This is a genomic window from Nodularia harveyana UHCC-0300, assembly GCF_034931085.1.
Classification (GTDB): Bacteria; Cyanobacteriota; Cyanobacteriia; order Cyanobacteriales; family Nostocaceae; genus Nodularia; species Nodularia harveyana.
The window spans coordinates 121,352-136,606 of record NZ_JAYGHG010000008.1 but is presented as its reverse complement, the minus strand read 5'-3'; the positions used below and the strand labels follow the sequence as shown (position 1 = coordinate 136,606).

General features: G+C 40.6%; 15 protein-coding genes. 6 read left to right on the top strand and 9 right to left on the bottom strand.

Going from position 1 to position 15,255, the window contains the following annotated elements; all coding sequences use genetic code 11:
* The first annotated feature begins 76 nt into the window (after nt 1-76).
* Nucleotides 77-1,513, top strand: coding sequence for a carotenoid oxygenase family protein (locus VB620_RS07820; protein ID WP_323195576.1), 1,437 nt, complete (start codon nt 77-79; stop codon nt 1,511-1,513).
* 2 nt (nt 1,514-1,515) lie between these two features.
* Nucleotides 1,516-1,728 (top strand): hypothetical protein, encoded by a 213-nt coding sequence (locus tag VB620_RS07815; RefSeq protein ID WP_323195575.1) that lies wholly within the window; start codon nt 1,516-1,518, stop codon nt 1,726-1,728.
* Between the two features lie 165 nt (nt 1,729-1,893).
* Here VB620_RS07815 and VB620_RS07810 read toward each other — a convergent pair whose 3' ends face one another.
* The 3 genes from VB620_RS07810 to VB620_RS07800 all read right to left on the bottom strand — a co-directional run bounded on the left by VB620_RS07810 (nt 1,894) and on the right by VB620_RS07800 (nt 5,707).
* On the bottom strand, nt 1,894-3,510 hold the full coding sequence (locus VB620_RS07810) for a tetratricopeptide repeat protein (RefSeq protein WP_323195574.1): 1,617 nt from the start codon (nt 3,508-3,510) through the stop codon (nt 1,894-1,896).
* 106 nt (nt 3,511-3,616) lie between these two features.
* Nucleotides 3,617-5,029: an LCP family protein gene (locus VB620_RS07805; RefSeq protein ID WP_323195573.1), complete on the bottom strand. Its 1,413-nt coding sequence runs from the start codon at nt 5,027-5,029 to the stop codon at nt 3,617-3,619.
* 285 nt (nt 5,030-5,314) lie between these two features.
* Entirely contained in the window at nt 5,315-5,707 is a 393-nt protein-coding gene (locus VB620_RS07800) for a hypothetical protein (RefSeq protein ID WP_323195572.1), read from the bottom strand.
* Between the two features lie 108 nt (nt 5,708-5,815).
* Between VB620_RS07800 and VB620_RS07795 the strand changes: the two genes are divergently transcribed.
* A complete protein-coding gene (locus VB620_RS07795) occupies nt 5,816-6,976 on the top strand; it encodes an AI-2E family transporter (protein WP_323195571.1) in 1,161 nt (386 codons plus the stop codon).
* 27 nt (nt 6,977-7,003) lie between these two features.
* Here VB620_RS07795 and VB620_RS07790 read toward each other — a convergent pair whose 3' ends face one another.
* Nucleotides 7,004-8,335, bottom strand: a complete 1,332-nt coding sequence (locus VB620_RS07790) for a serpin family protein (RefSeq protein WP_323195570.1) — start codon at nt 8,333-8,335, stop codon at nt 7,004-7,006.
* Nucleotides 8,336-8,756: 421 nt separating this feature from the next.
* Complete coding sequence (locus VB620_RS07785) at nt 8,757-9,761, bottom strand: glycosyltransferase (RefSeq protein WP_323195569.1); 1,005 nt, start codon at nt 9,759-9,761, stop codon at nt 8,757-8,759.
* Nucleotides 9,762-9,813: 52 nt separating this feature from the next.
* On the opposite strand from VB620_RS07785, the gene VB620_RS07780 reads away from it, so the two are divergent.
* Complete coding sequence (locus tag VB620_RS07780) at nt 9,814-10,200, top strand: nuclear transport factor 2 family protein (RefSeq protein ID WP_323195568.1); 387 nt, start codon at nt 9,814-9,816, stop codon at nt 10,198-10,200.
* A gap of 12 nt (nt 10,201-10,212) precedes the next feature.
* On the opposite strand, the gene VB620_RS07775 is transcribed toward VB620_RS07780, so the two are convergent.
* Together VB620_RS07775 and pedR are read right to left on the bottom strand one after the other, a co-directional pair.
* Nucleotides 10,213-10,866 (bottom strand): DUF6391 domain-containing protein, encoded by a 654-nt coding sequence (locus VB620_RS07775; protein ID WP_323195567.1) that lies wholly within the window; start codon nt 10,864-10,866, stop codon nt 10,213-10,215.
* A gap of 198 nt (nt 10,867-11,064) precedes the next feature.
* On the bottom strand, nt 11,065-11,328 hold the full coding sequence (gene pedR / locus VB620_RS07770) for a photosynthetic electron transport-dependent transcriptional regulator PedR (RefSeq protein WP_323195566.1): 264 nt from the start codon (nt 11,326-11,328) through the stop codon (nt 11,065-11,067).
* A 448-nt stretch (nt 11,329-11,776) separates the two neighbouring features.
* Here pedR and VB620_RS07765 point away from each other — a divergent pair, with 448 nt between their 5' ends.
* Together VB620_RS07765 and VB620_RS07760 are read left to right on the top strand one after the other, a co-directional pair.
* Nucleotides 11,777-12,754 (top strand): carbohydrate kinase family protein, encoded by a 978-nt coding sequence (locus VB620_RS07765; protein ID WP_323195565.1) that lies wholly within the window; start codon nt 11,777-11,779, stop codon nt 12,752-12,754.
* A gap of 682 nt (nt 12,755-13,436) precedes the next feature.
* On the top strand, nt 13,437-13,763 hold the full coding sequence (locus tag VB620_RS07760) for a helix-turn-helix domain-containing protein (RefSeq protein WP_323195564.1): 327 nt from the start codon (nt 13,437-13,439) through the stop codon (nt 13,761-13,763).
* Between the two features lie 5 nt (nt 13,764-13,768).
* On the opposite strand, the gene VB620_RS07755 is transcribed toward VB620_RS07760, so the two are convergent.
* Both VB620_RS07755 and sfsA read right to left on the bottom strand, forming a co-directional pair.
* Nucleotides 13,769-14,254 carry a gluconokinase gene (locus VB620_RS07755; RefSeq protein ID WP_323195563.1) on the bottom strand — a complete coding sequence of 162 codons (486 nt, stop codon included), beginning with the start codon at nt 14,252-14,254 and terminating at the stop codon, nt 13,769-13,771.
* Between the two features lie 56 nt (nt 14,255-14,310).
* Entirely contained in the window at nt 14,311-15,036 is a 726-nt protein-coding gene (gene sfsA, locus VB620_RS07750) for a DNA/RNA nuclease SfsA (protein WP_323195562.1), read from the bottom strand.
* Between the last annotated feature and the right edge of the window lie 219 nt (nt 15,037-15,255).

Here is a 15,255-nt window from a genome sequence, read left to right as displayed (position 1 = left end):
AAATATATCGTTACTTGTAGAACTGCGGAACTTTTTTAGTATTGACTCACCTTTCTCTACTCATTTTTGAATCAATATGACTAAAACTACTCCACCATTAACTCATAAAACTTGGTCAGGTGCGATCGCTCAACCAGCAAAGGAATTTCCCCCCACCCCATTACCCATCCTCTCTGGTCAAGTCCCCGAAGGCTTACGCGGGACACTGTACCGCAATGGTCCAGGACGCTTAGAACGTGGCGGTATTCATGTCGGACACTGGTTTGATGGTGATGGCGCAATTTTGGCGGTTCATTTTACCGATGCTGGTGCTACCGGAGTTTATCGTTATGTGCAAACTGCTGGGTATCAAGCCGAAACCGCAGCCGGGAAACTGCTTTACGGTAATTATGGCATGACTGCACCGGGACCCATTTGGAATCAATGGCTGAAACCCATGAAGAATGTAGCTAATACTTCAGTCCTAGCATTACCTGACAGGCTTTTGGCACTTTGGGAAGGTGGGAATCCTCATTCCCTTGACCTTCAGACCTTAGAAACCAGGGGTTTGGATAATTTAGATGGTTTGAATCAGGGAGCAAGCTATTCGGCTCATCCTAAAGTTGATCAGCAAACGGGGGAAATTTTTAACTTTGGTGTCAGTCCCGGACTCAATGGCATTTTGAATATTTATAAAAGTGATTTCACTGGTAAAATCATTCAAAAAAGTGAAGTTGAACTGCAAGGAATTTCATTAATTCACGATTTTGTTTTAGCAGGAAAATATCTGGTATTTTTCATTCCAGCGTTGCGGTTAAATCTTATCTCCGTACTTACAGGTATCAAAAGCTATAGTGATTCTTTTGAGTGGAAACCCCAATTGGGAACTGAGATTTTGGTATTCGACCGGGAAACCTTATGTTTGGTGAGTCGTGGAGAAACTGAACCTTGGTTTCAATGGCATTTTGGGAATGGTTATGTAGATGCGAGTGGTTCTGTGGTAGTAGATTTTGCTCGTTATGCAGATTTTCAGACCAATCAATATTTGCAGGAAGTAGCTACAGGAAAAACTCATACCCCGGCTAAAAGTACCCTGACGCGAGTTCATCTGCAACCCGAAACTGCTAAGGTGACATCAGTTGAGGAACTATTAGACAGAAGTTGTGAATTTCCTAACGTTCCTAAAGCCAATGTTGGGAAACCTTCGCCTTATACCTATATGTCCTCATTCCGAGAGGGTACGGATATTAGTCAAGAAATAGTAAATACTTTCGGGCGTTTCGATCATCAGACAGAAACCTTCACCGAGGCTAATTTACCAGAAAATTGCTATCCTTCTGAGCCTTTACCTGTGCAAGATGCTCAAAACTCAGCAAAAACTTGGGTGTTAACAGTGGTTTATGATGGTAATTCCCATTCTAGTGAAGTTTGGGTATTTGATGGCGATCGCCTAGATGCAGAACCAGTTTGCAGATTGGGATTACCTAGCGTAATTCCTCATAGCTTTCACGGTAACTTTTGTGAGGAAATGTAGATATGAAACGACATATGCCTTTGATACTCATTGGCTTTCTAGTATTTGTAGCAGCAGGAGATAAAGTTTTACCCGGTAGTTTAGGAACAGCTAGTACCCAGACTCGTACAGCTATGAATAACTTTATGGTCAACTTGTTTGGCTCTTGGCAACCGAAGACAAAACCCTATGAACGCACAGAGCAGCAATTGCGGGAAACGGAAGGTCGAAAATAGCGATTTCCCAATGATCAAAATCTAGCCAAATTCCCTAATTTTTTTGTCATACATTTTGGCAGCAACTATAAAACTTGTATTTGATTTTTTCTGGCGGAGTCTCTGCTATCGGCTGAAAATTTCGGTATGACACCAAATTTTTTTTACTCCCCACTCCCTAATTTCCTAAAAATTCAACATATCTAATGATTCGCTGATTTCTAAATCTGAAACCCTAGCGCGAGCGTCTTGAAGTGCATCTAATTTCCCTTCTCGGCGATAAATATCTGCTGCTTTGCGAAAATCATTAATTGCTAGCTGTTTATCTCCTAGCTCAGAGTAAACATTTCCACGGTTATAATAGGCATGAGCATAATAAGAATTAATCTGAATAGTCTGGGTGTAATCCTCAATTGCTCCTTCGTAATCTCCTAAATCATAACGAGCATTACCACGGTTATAATAAGCATCTATATAATTGGGATTAATCTGTATAGCCTGAGTGTAATCGGCAATTGCTCCTTGATAATCTTCTAAATCAGCACGAGCATTACCACGATTTTTGTAAGCAACTGCATCCTGGGGATTAACCTTAATTGCTTGAGAAAATCCCTGATGATATTGGATAAAATAACGAGCAATTCCCTGGTTTTTATAAGCATCGGCGTAATCGGGGTTAATTTTAATTGCTTGAGTATAATCCTCTATTGCACCTTGGTTATCTCCAACATAAGAACGAGCCTCAGCCCGATTTTTATAAGCCACAGCAATATGAGGGTTAATTCTAATTGCTTGAGTATAATCTTCTATGGCTTCTGGATAATTTCCTAGTTGATAACGAGCTAAACCTCTTTGATTATATGCTTTGCTATCATGGGAATTTAACTGGATTCCTTGGGAAAAACTGATAATTGCGGCTGGGTAATCGCCTAATTGATAATAAGTTAAACCTTGTTTGTAATAAATCTGAGCATCTGGTTTTATTTGTAATGCTTGCTGATAGTGAGTAATTGCTGTTTGATATTCACCTTTGGCAAAACAATCATTACCCAGTTTTATATGCCAAAGATTTAAATCTTGATTAATTTGATGATGTTTTAAGGGGACTAAAAAGCCTCTTTTCTGTAATGAAGGAGGCGGGGAATTATCTTTTTGTAGGGGAATATTAGGGAGAGTTTGGGGAGAATCTTGATCATTATTTGAACTTTTTAACTGTTCTAGATAGGAAGATAAACCACCTCCATATAATAATTGATTGATACCGAAAGAGATTTTTCCTGTTTTTAACTTAATCATTTGTGTGGGTAAAAAACCAGCTAAAAACAGGTGATATTCTGGTTGTGCTTCGTTGACTTCTTCTTGAATTAAAATGCAAACTATAACTGCATTTTTGGCAACTTCTTGAGAACTAACTGACCATCTAACTTGATCAATAGTGCCATGACGGGACTTGACTTCAACGCCAATATATGGGTGGGAATTTAAAGTAAAATCAGTATTACCATCACCACCGAATCGGCTTTCATAATCGACTTCTGTAATCAAATTGGCTAAACGTTCTTTAACAACTTCTTCGCCGAGTTTGCCTTTAAGATTGTTAATAAAAACGTTACGGACTGGGGAAGTTCGCTTATATTTTTCCGCCATCAGCCAGCAAAATTCCCGTAACGTCTTTAATCTTTGCCCAGAAATGATAGTTAGTTCACTGTATTGACCTTCTTGTTCACAATGAAGTAGAAAACCGGATTTTAACCTTTTAACGAAGTCAGATTGTAGCGATCGCAGTAGTGTAATCCAGTCCATCTATGATTCTGCGAATCTGTTCATTTAGTCATTTTATCACTCAGTGCCATAGCTGCAAACTTATCTCTCCCTGTGTGTAGTGAATAAATGGGGAGAGAAGTTTGTTTTAACGAATTGTTGACCAGGAAGGTCTTTGTTGTAACCAATCCCGACCCAACTTGATAGTAATATCAGAGTCAATAATACCAGTGCTTTCGATTCGCACTTCTCCAAATCCCAACGCATTGCGGATTAACTCTGCATTCTCAAGGTCTCCTTGCTGGGCGATGATATTAGTTACTTGTAGAGGTTCATTCCAAGGTACAGATATCTGGATTTTGCGATAGCCAAATTCTTCTAAATTTTTGACTAAGTGTGTGATTTCTGTGCGATCGCTGCCTGTACTATCTTGAATGTACACTCGTAGAGAGCGGGTATTAATCTCCCGTAGTTCACCAGTTAATGGCACATCAAAGTGTTGAGACATCATTCTAGAAATACCAGTGCTGTTGGGTATCCAATAACTAGCTTGATATTCATCTGGTTGGCTAAAACGGCCTGGTAACATGAACATATGCATATTAGAACGGTTGGTGCGGACACCAAACCCAGTCAGAGCTAATAATTCTTCAACTGTTAAGTTAGTATCGATATTTTCTTTAACTACATTGAGAATTTGGGGTAATTGAGTTACTGTTGTCGGATTCAGGGTTTGATCCATCAAAGCGCGGATTACCATTTGTTGTCTTTGAACCCGACCAATATCTCCCAGTTCATCATGACGAAAACGCAATAATTGCAAAGCTTGATCGCCATTGAGATGCTGTTCACCTGCTTTTAAATTGATATATAGGTGTTGGGAATCATCTTGATATTTCAAATCTTTGGGAACGTTGACTGTCACCCCGCCTAAAGCGTCAATTAGTCTACCTACACCCAGAACATTAATTCGGATATAGCGATCAATAGCCACATCCCCCAGGAGATTACTCACGCTTTTGGCGGTTAAGGCTGGACCACCATCCATATTGGCCGCATTCAGTTTTTTGACTCCATACCCAGCAACTTCTGTGCGGGTGTCTCGCGGAATTGAGAGCATGGCGATTCTTTTGGTGGCGGGATCAAATTTGATTAAGATCATCACATCCGCTAGACCGTCAAAAGAGTTGACTTGGGGTTCATAGCCCAGACTCTGTAATTCCGTGGGAGGATTGTTAATATCCGAGGGAAGTACGCTCATCCCCATAACTAAGAGATTAACGGGGCGAGTTAATTCGGAGAATCGTAACCCAGCACCAGAAATGCGATCGCTATCAAAAACCGCCTCATCTTGGGGACTTAACTGTGCTTGCTGTAATGGGGTGCTGGTCAAAGAAACCGCTAACAGCGCCCCTGCTGTCGCTGACACCATTGCTATTCCACTCATACCCAACCAAAACCACAGCCAACGTCCAGACTTAGTTTTGGGGATCTTTTTCTGTTTCGATTTCAGGGCTTTCGCTAACTGGTTTTGTTTCGCCGAAGTTCTTTGACTGGTCACAGACTTCCTCACACTTACTGATCAAACTCGGTAAATTTTCTGACTAATTGATATGCAACCCAATTAACTGATACAAGTTAATGTTTCATTAACCGCGCTCACTACTTACTCTTATATAACCACAACACTTATAGCAGGATTTCTCCTTTGTTGTGGCAAATCCGGAGATAATTAATTGCAGTATGCCTACAATCAGTGAGTTTGACTAGGCCTAATAGAGGATGGTCAGCAATTTTGCCAAAATTAAGTAAGCCTAAGACAAATCGAGGGATTTTGTGGCATAAACTAAGACAAATACTTCCCTAAAACCCGTTCAGCAAAACTACTAAACCCTGATAAACGGTGAGATTTCCCCTGGATGAGCCGAATAATTAACCAGACGCTGACTAAAAAGTAGCTAGAGGTGAGAAAGCTATTGAGAATTAACATCCGCAACGTCAAAAAATCGGAAGTTGCAGCCCCAGTAGCTAACAAAAAATACCCCAACAGCCAAGTTAACGCTAAGGTAACAGATAGACGACTCACCACTAGTTGTTCCCGTGTTCCCCTGCGGCGATAGAGAGTCCACAAGGAGGGGAAAAAGCCAATGACGGGAATCAAATACAAAAATAACTGTTTTTTAGAGATATCCGTCTCTTGAGTGTACTGGGAATTCTTCATTGGTTCAAGATTTTCCATGAATGTTAGCCTAATCCTAAAAGAGAGAGATGAAATAGGATCATCTAGTTAGAGATAATAAGCTATAGACAAAGATTTAATTTAGTTCTATCCCGCAATCGGCTAAAGATGCAGACACGTAAGCTACTCAATTGGTGGCAGACATTTACACCCATAACCCGCATTGGTGCGATCGCCTTATGCGCCCCACTTCTAGTTCTCAATGGTTGGGCTATTTCCGCAATTTTCCATTATTTTCACTCCTTAATAGTGATTTTAGTGGGAGCCTCAGTTCTAGCATTTCTGCTTAACTATCCCGTAAGCTGGATGGAGCGTCAAGGTGCTAGGCGAGAACAAGTTGCTATTTTAGTCTTTTTGTTAGCCCTATCGGTACTTTTAGCCCTTGGTCTGACTCTGTTTCCCCTCGCCCTTACCCAAGCCCAACAATTGGTGGCGCGACTACCAGAGTTAATCGATTCTGGGCGTTCTCAGTTAATGATGTTGAATCAGAAAGCAGAAACCCTAAATTTACCCATTAATCTGGATGCTCTTTTAGTCCAAATTAACGATCGCGTCAAAAGTCAATTGCAAGCGATCGCCGGACAAGTATTAAATTTAGCAGTAGTGACATTCACAAGCCTGCTAGATTTCCTCCTAACAATGGTTTTGACTTTCTACCTCTTGCAGCATGGCGGTGAACTTTGGCAGAGTTTAGTAGAATGGCTACCCACCAGATTTCGTGAACCCTTCTCGAAAACAGTCCGCCTGAGTTTCCAAAACTTTTTCATCACCCAATTAATTTTAGCTACCTGTATGGCATCAGCCCTAATTCCCATATTTTTGTGGCTCAAAGTCCCATTCGGGTTACTATTTGGCTTAACTATCGGCATCATGGCGCTAGTTCCCTTTGGTGGTTCCGTCGGTATCACCCTAACTACCTCCCTGGTAGCACTGCAAGATTTCTCTATGGGAGTTAAGGTGTTAATCGCCGCCGTCATCGTCCAGCAAATCTTAGAAAACTTAATTGCTCCCCGAATTTTAGGTAACTTTACTGGTTTAAACCCAGTTTGGATCTTAATTTCCGTGCTTACAGGGGCAAGAATTGGTGGACTTTTAGGGGTAATTGTCGCAGTACCCACAGCTGTAATTATCAAGACGGCTTTAACAGCCTTGCGTCCTCCAGGTTTGAATAGTGAAGCGGAAGAGAAACCTGAACCCATGATTACAGAAAAATCATCCACGGCTGAAGCCAACAATTCTTTGGGTATTTCGGAACCAACATTACCTTAATTGGGAGAGAGAAATAAGTGTTTTATACTACTGCTTTGGATCTGTAATTGCACCCATAAATAAAATACTCCCTGTTTGATTGTCTCGAATCACAGAGAAAAAGGGACGGTCAACAATCATGCGGAAAGGTTCTGCTTGGGGGCTAAAAGATGTGGGGACAATTCCCACCGATGTCGTCGCGGCGGCTTCTGTACCTTCTTCGTTGACTTCCACAAATGTTTTATGTCTTACTTGGCTAATTTTGAGATTTGTACCCATAGCAGCAAAATTAGCTTGATTACTAAAAGCCTCTGTCATCCCTAAAGCCTGGAGAGCATCATTGAGTGTGATATCGTAGTCTGTTTTAAAGCGGGGTAAGCGAATCAAACCATCATGACTTCTAAACTGCGACATCCATTTTTCCCAATTCTCAAAATTCAAGTTTTGATAAAAGGTTTGCAGGTTAGATTCCTCTTTGGGCAGAAAGATATAATAGCTCACTTTGCCATCTTCACCATAAGGCAAACTCACCGCCTGAAACTCGTCGTTTTCATAGTATCTATATTCCCCAGTTTGCGACATCATCGGGTGTGATTTCTGTTCACCTGAGATTAATGTAAAAGGATGTGGGGCAGTTTGTGATTTATTAAACTGATTGCTCCATTGCCCTTTAAAATATATGGCATTAATCAGGAACAATACCTGATCTGGTGGAATCTCTGCAACTATTTTGTTGATTTTGCCCTGGGTACTATCTTCAACCCACTTATTGATAGTATTGACAGAGGCGGGATTTTGAAAGTCTAAATTCTTAACTTGTGCTTTGTAAAATTCCTGGGTGCTTTGCAGAAAATCCGGCTGCAACTTCACTTTTTCATTGACCCATAGTGAGTTAGCAATGGTCATTTGCACTTCGGGATCAGGATTTTCTAGTAATCCTTTTAATGTGGCGTAAGCTGAGTTGATTTCTCGTAAACTCATTCCCTGTAATTCTAGGGTCTTCGCCATTGCTTGTTGTGTAGAACCACTGGCTCCATTATATGCCATAGCTAGTGCGATCGCTACACTGGAAGGGGAAATAAAAATGTTATCTTGATTACTCCGATTCTTCTCTATTTCTGAAAACAGTTTGAAGCTAAATTTATTATTAGCATCCACAAGTTTAGTATCAGAAATTAATGCTTTTTTTGGCAATTGAGTCTCTGAATAAGGGAGATCAGATTGTGTGAGAGAATTTGTACTACCACTCACCTGTGAACAACCTAATACACCCAAGAGAACCACACTAGCTGCTGCTAAAACGTAGCGTCTTCCTAGACTCACACCATAACGTCTTTGTAGGAACTTTTTTTCCACACCACTCAGTTTCTGTCGATTCATTCTCCGACCTCGTTTGCCAACGTTTTTAGCTGTCTGTAAAAAATTAAAACTAAATTATGTCTCGATAGTTCAATATTGCATTTAGAACAGCCAATTCTGGAGGCTGTTACAGTTTTAGTAACAGGGATTTGCTGAGGTAAATTAAAGATAACTTATGTAAGAACATCATAAATACAGCTATTTAGATGCATAATCAAGTAAAATGTAGAATTACTGTTATCTACATTACTTAATTACCAAATAATAATTTCTATTTGCTTTTTAATGATAAATAAATCTCATCCTTGCACTTTACTAAAGCTAGGATCTTAGGGTCTGTAGTGGAGAGCAAAATAATTTAAATACAATTGCATTACCCTATACATTTTATTTTATGGATGTGGTATAATGGGGTATAAATCAGATAATTAAGCCTATACAATTAGTAGGTCTTCCCAAGATATTTCCGTTTGAACTTTTTATATAAGCTCTGAATGCGTAACTTAGCTATCCGAGTTTGAGATAATTCCGGGATATTTGGGTGAGAATTGCTTTTATGATCAAAAAATTCGTTAATTTCAGTTAAAATTACCTGCAATCGCTGGAGAATATTTTCAGTTCGATACTCGGCAAAAAATTCGGCGGATAAGGAAGTAGTTTGTGAGGATTTCAGCACTTTCATAATCCGTTGCACATCATACTCTTGGGAGTATCCCGCAATTTTATAGCAATTAAAACCAGGGTCTAAATAATCCGAGAGTCCACCATTAACGCTAGAAAACACCTGACAGCCACAAGCTAACGCTTCCATTGGTTGCAGTCCAAAACCTTCACTCACAAGCTGTTGCGCCCAATATTCGGCGGAGTCATAAAGATAAATCTTTGCTTGATTAAATAGCCCTGGTAAATCTTCTACATAAGAGTCAACTAATTTGACATTACACTTTTGCTGCAAAGCCGGAATCAATGCTGCCATTAAATACTCAGAAGACTTGCGGGCTTGTACTAAAACATCAATATTTCGCTCGATATTTAAGTTTTGAAATTCGTTACTAATTTGATTAGGTAAATAATAAATCAAAGAATTAGGAGACTTCTGCCCCCAATATCCCATTGTGTTGCGGCTAACTGTAATAATGGGAATATTCCCAGGAAGGCGAAATTTATAACCTGCACTATGGGCATGATAAATAACGTGATAGCCTTTGAGTTTAGCTGCTAGTTTAGCTATATCAAATCCCCAGCTAATGACAAAAATGGCTGAGTCTACATTTTCTGCTGTCAGCAAATCATCAATAAATAACTGGTCTGTTTCTCTTTGACGATAAGTGACGACATCAGCGTTACAGACTTGCTGTGCTAGTTTCACTGTTTTTAGTTCTGCCCACAGTCCACCGCAGGCAAATTTACCATAAGTACCTGGAACTAGGAAGTAAAGTTTTCTCATATAATTTTTCAATGTAATGATAAGTCGGTTAGCCTTTAATCTTAAAGTTAAAATGACCAATTTGGAAATTATTCAACGCCTTTACACCGCCTTCCAAGAGCGAGATACCAAGACTATCCGCGAAATTTTTGACCCTCAGATTGAATGGATACAGAATGAGGGATTTCCCGGTGGTGGTAGGCATATTGGGACAGATGCAGTATTAAACGATGTGTTTGCCAAATTCCGGTTAGACTGGGATACTTGGCAAGCTTTTGTTGAGGAATGGCTGGAGGCTGGAGACACCATTATTGCTTTAGGTAAATACTCTGGCATTTACAAAACCACAGGTAAGTCCATAACGGCAGAGTTTGCTCATGTCTATAAGCTGAGAAACGGGCGGATATTTAAATTTCAGCAGTATACTGACACATTCAAAATTGCTGAGGCTATGCAATGACTAAAAAATTTATTAATCTCGCCAACTAACTTTCACAAAATGTCCCTGTCGTCCCCAAACATCACGAGTGAGGGTAATATTTTCAATTACCAGGTTAAAGGGAATGGCGGTGGTGAGGTAGCGCTGGGCTATATAACCTAAATCGGGTGCGAGTTCTGCGGCTGTGGTGGCGGCTATTCCTAAACCAATTAATTGTTCAATGGGTCGGAATGGTAGTAAGAGATTTGCACTAACTACTAGTCCGGCTGTTAACAGCATGGCAACTGATGCATTTGTACCACAGCGAGGATGGACGGCTAAATCCCATTCACCATTGATGAGACGATTTAAGCCGAGGGTGACGGCGCGGCGCAGGTCACTGATGTTGACTTGACCATACAAGTAAAATCCTTGTTCTGTAGATAAACCACCTAACAGTTCGTTATCTATTTGGACTTTTCTCGGTCGGCTTGGGGGTGCATAGGCGCTGTTGGCTTCACTCAATAACCAAACAGTGGCGTGTTCTAGGGCGTGAACTTGACGCAGGAGGATGATTTCTTTCAACCCTGGGATAAATGATAACTGGTTGAGTAAGTCGGCATCTTGGGTTGGTTGGGGTGCTGTAAAATCAAATTTCAATAAATCGAAGTTAGACGAATTACCTGGAATAGAAGCTGAAGTATTCATAAACACTCTGCTCTCCTCTCTGGTGGAGCATATAGATTTAATTAATTTAACCCTTGATGCAGGGTATTTTTGCTAAATTTTGTGGATGTTTGCTAATTGGGGCTGCTTGATTTTGATGCCAATAGGAGTTTACGCTAGAGATTCACCTAAAAATAGAGATGTGAGCAGAATAACAATTAGGATACAGTCAAAAATTGTCTAATCGTCGCGGATGGGTAATGCACAACAGTTCACTTCATCTAGGCAGATTTTCCCCCACTGTAATGCCCAACGTACCAGAGCTACTCGGTTTTCGGTTTGGGTTTTGGTGAGAATGTTGCTGATATGATTATCCACGGTGCGTTTGCTAATCTCTAGTTTGACTGCAATATCTTGGTTAGTTAAGCCAGAGGCTACTAAGTCGATGATTTGCAATTCTCTATCTGACAGACTAACGGGGGTCTGAGACTGGCCAGCAGCCATAGGTTTTTCTATCCTCCTTTGGTATATGTACTCAATCCTCTTCTAATTCTAGAAGATTCTGTTGTTAGGAGGGTTTGAAGTGATAGCAGGAATGGAATTGACTAGATTTTCTTTAGATTTGATGGCTGGGGATTGGGGATTGCACTTCGGCTTACTTCGACTGCGCTCAGTACAAGTCGCTCAGTGTCCGGGGATTGGGGACTGGGCGATTGTTATAGTTTGATAATTATATGTAATTTTTTAGTTATATTAAAGACTTTATTCTGTGAAAAGCAAGTAATAACACAGTGATAAAACCTGAGAATTGGGAGAAGATATTGGCGGTGAAGGTAGCAAATCATGCCATTTTATGACTTTGATGACTGGCGACAGATGAGTCATGATGTTGTATCTTTTATACTGGAGTTGCTAACTCAAAATTGCAAACCCCAGATTCTGGATTCATGAAATGAGCAATCCCCGTGTTTTGTGCTTTGGTGAAATTTTATTCGATTGTTTGGCTGACCAATTGGGTCTAAGTTTGGAGGAGGTGAAGTCTTGGACTCCTTACCCAGGTGGTGCGCCTGCTAATGTGGCTTGTGCTTTGGTGAAGTTGGGAACTCCCGCAGGTTTTGTTGGGGCTGTGGGTGAAGATGAGCCGGGAAATCAGCTAGTACAGCTGTTAGAAGAAATTGGTGTGGATACTACAGGGGTGCAACGTCATTCTACTGCACCAACGCGACAGGTTTATGTGGTGAGAGATTTGGCTGGCGATCGCAATTTTGCCGGATTTGGTGAGTATGACACCTCTGAATTTGCCGATACCCGCTTAAAAGCTGAAAATTTGCCAGAATCACTGTTTCAAGAGGCTGACTTTTTGGTATTGGGGACTTTAGAATTAGCCTACCCTGAAAGTGAGAAGGCAATTCACCGCGCCTTAGATTTAGCCGAACAATACGACTTGAAGATTATTTTGGATGTCAACTGGCGACCTGTATTTTGGCAAGATGCAAATGTGGCGCGTCAAAAAATCCAGGCGATATGGAAACGAGTTGATTTTCTCAAACTTTCTAAGGAAGAGGCAGAGTGGCTATTTGATACTACAGACCCTGGCGCAATTACTTACCGCATGAACACCATTGATGGGGTGCTGGTAACAGATGGTGAACATGGTTGTACTTATTGTTTGGGTGCAAATGAAGGTAATTTACCTTCCTATCCCATTGAGGTTGTTGATACAACTGGGGCTGGAGATAGCTTTTTAGCAGGATTTATCCACCAACTGGGTAAACATGGTATTCAAGGTTTACAGGATGCAGAAACTGCGAAAAAAGTTGTGGCTTATGCTAATGCTGTAGGGGCGTTAACTACTATTAAAGCAGGTGCGATCGCATCTCAACCCACTGCGGCGGAAGTTGACGCTTTTCTAGTCTCCCATCCAGTTTAGGGAATAGTACACCCAGTTGGGATATCAGCGACCATCGGCTGATACTCCTGGCTGGAAAATGGATGAAAAATCTTCGGGTTGATATGCAATGAGATGGTATGCGTTCAAACAGCTTTAACGTATCATTGCTGGACAACTTTGCTAGTTTCTCTGTAAAGATTCAGGTCGCAATTTTTGTCTCACGCAGAGGCGCAGAGGCGCAGAGAGGAATCAAGAGTGTGGTCTAAATATATGAAAACTGCTGTAAACCAAAACAGATTAGGTGTTGGCAGTATGGGGAGAGCTTATTTGTGGCGAACTCTCCTACTACCTGTTATTCAGTTGTAAATTGACAAAACCCCCGTAGACAAACATGATTGGATAACGAAACTGATATAAGCAATCCATCCTACAAAATTTACTATAGGAATAACTGTTTTAATCTGGTTAATCGTCTTTGTAATCAGCATAGGCACTACCTCCTCTTTTTGTTGTCTTTGGCTCAACAATAGTTGTAGAAGCATACATACTAAACTGATAATAAAAGTCGCACCTCCAATCATGTCGCGGAATTGAACCGCAGGGGTTGCCCCAAAGCCTATGTTTTTGTAGATTATAAGTTATTTAGCACGGCTTTTTTTTACACAGAAATGGTTTAAAGCTTCTAACTTTTAGAAGTTTCAATAGCCAGGGACAAACAACAATGACACAGGAAGCAGTTTTTCAAGAAAGTAGTGGTAATGTATTCGCTGACTTGGATTTGTCAAATGCAGATGAACTTTTTACACGGGGTAAGATTGGTATTCAGGTACTGCGGCTTTTGAAACAACGGAACCTAAAACAACGTGAAATTAGCGAACTTCTTGGTATTCCCCAGCCAGAAGTATCTCATTTGATGAAAGGAGAGTTTCAACGATTCAGTGAGGGTAAACTCCTGATTTTCCTGAAGCGACTGGATACGGAAATTACTTTACACCTTCGTTCTCGTCACTCGCCAGATGAGTCTGCTGAAACGGTTATATCGCTATGAATGGTCTAAATCCCCAAAACCTTTTTCAAGTTCTGGACAATTAACTGGGGTGGTTGGGAAATATCTACGTAAATGGCATTATCTGGCTCCTCAAGGGTATCTAATTGACTATTGAGGAGTTTTTCTGACATAAAATGATTTTGCCTTCCTATGAGTCTCTGTTGGAGTAATTCTAAACTGCCGTGGAGGTAAATTAGTTGGATATTTTGGCTATCTAATACCAGATATTGGCGATAATCTGCTTTGAGGGCGGAACAGGCTAAGACTACATTTTCCTTTTCTTTTAACCATATTGCGATCGCAGTTTGCAAATCTTTGAGCCACGGTTTTCTATCGGTATCATTTAAGGGGATACCCAGGCGCATTGTTTCTATGTTATCTGGCGAGTGATATTCGTCAGCGTCTTTAAATTTCCAGTTTAAGGAGTCAGCTAGTAGTTTACCTATGGTGGTTTTTCCGGAACCGGAGACTCCCATGATGATGATGATCATTTTTTTAACGCAGAGTTACACTGAGGTTAACGCAGAGGTGCGCGAAGGGAAGAGAGTTAAAGTTTGAGTTGGGCTAAACCTAGATATTGTATGCCTTCTGGGGAGATGTTAAAGCGACATGGTAAGATTTCCAGTCCTTGGGCGATCGCATTTCGCAAGAGTTGACCATATACTGGGTCTGTAAGATCACCAGGAGCAAATTCCGTACAATCTCCCCGGTTGATGAAGTACAACATGACGGCGCGGGTTTGAGGTAATAATGCGGTTAATTCCCGTAAATGTTTTTGTCCTCTGGTGGTTTCGGTGTCGGGAAATAAAGCTAAGGTTCCTTGCGCCCAAGTTGTATTTTTCACTTCTAAATAAATGGGGCTTTGGTTGTCTTCTCCTGTTAAATAAAAATCGACCCGGCTTTTTTTGTCTTCTCCATAAACTACTTCACTTTTAATTTGGCTATATTCTCCCAATTCCGGAAATAGATGTTTGGTTAAAGCCAGTTTGACTATGCGATTCGGTAACATGGTATTCACCCCTACCCAAGTGGGTTGGTGATCATCTACCTGAATCAATTCTAAAGTGTAAGCTAGTTTGCGCTTGGGGTTATCACTTGCGGAAATTTGAACTGCACTCCCAATAGTAGATACTCCAGTCATCGGCCCTGTATTGGGACAATGTGCTGTGACTATTTCCCCAGAATCAAGTTGCACATCGGCAAAAAACCGCTTGTAGCGCTTGAGTAATTTTCCTGAATATAAAGTTGGATAACGGTAAAGCCAGTCTGTCATTATTAAACCTGTTTGCTGTCAGTTAATATACATTAAATTTTTACCCATTTACTGCCAACGAAAAATATCTTCCCAAAGGTGAGTGAATCCCATATCACAATTTGCCAAATTTTGTAGTCAATTCAACTTACTTAAATAATATTTCATATTTGTAAAATATCGTCACAGAAATTCATGTATTTTTGTAATTATTTATAAATAATTACCTAATCGATACAG

Bases quoted from the DNA above. Each gene is read 5' to 3' on its own strand.
- VB620_RS07820 (WP_323195576.1), top strand. From the start codon at position 77: ATGACTAAAACTACTCCACCATTAACTCATAAAACTTGGTCAGGTGCG.
- VB620_RS07815 (WP_323195575.1), top strand. From the start codon at position 1,516: ATGAAACGACATATGCCTTTGATACTCATTGGCTTTCTAGTATTTGTA.
- VB620_RS07810 (WP_323195574.1), bottom strand. From the start codon at position 3,510: ATGGACTGGATTACACTACTGCGATCGCTACAATCTGACTTCGTTAAA.
- VB620_RS07800 (WP_323195572.1), bottom strand. From the start codon at position 5,707: ATGGAAAATCTTGAACCAATGAAGAATTCCCAGTACACTCAAGAGACG.
- VB620_RS07795 (WP_323195571.1), top strand. From the start codon at position 5,816: ATGCAGACACGTAAGCTACTCAATTGGTGGCAGACATTTACACCCATA.
- VB620_RS07790 (WP_323195570.1), bottom strand. From the start codon at position 8,335: ATGAATCGACAGAAACTGAGTGGTGTGGAAAAAAAGTTCCTACAAAGA.
- VB620_RS07785 (WP_323195569.1), bottom strand. From the start codon at position 9,761: ATGAGAAAACTTTACTTCCTAGTTCCAGGTACTTATGGTAAATTTGCC.
- VB620_RS07780 (WP_323195568.1), top strand. From the start codon at position 9,814: ATGACCAATTTGGAAATTATTCAACGCCTTTACACCGCCTTCCAAGAG.
- VB620_RS07775 (WP_323195567.1), bottom strand. From the start codon at position 10,866: ATGAATACTTCAGCTTCTATTCCAGGTAATTCGTCTAACTTCGATTTA.
- pedR (WP_323195566.1), bottom strand. From the start codon at position 11,328: ATGGCTGCTGGCCAGTCTCAGACCCCCGTTAGTCTGTCAGATAGAGAA.
- VB620_RS07765 (WP_323195565.1), top strand. From the start codon at position 11,777: ATGAGCAATCCCCGTGTTTTGTGCTTTGGTGAAATTTTATTCGATTGT.
- VB620_RS07760 (WP_323195564.1), top strand. From the start codon at position 13,437: ATGACACAGGAAGCAGTTTTTCAAGAAAGTAGTGGTAATGTATTCGCT.
- VB620_RS07755 (WP_323195563.1), bottom strand. From the start codon at position 14,254: ATGATCATCATCATCATGGGAGTCTCCGGTTCCGGAAAAACCACCATA.
- sfsA (WP_323195562.1), bottom strand. From the start codon at position 15,036: ATGACAGACTGGCTTTACCGTTATCCAACTTTATATTCAGGAAAATTA.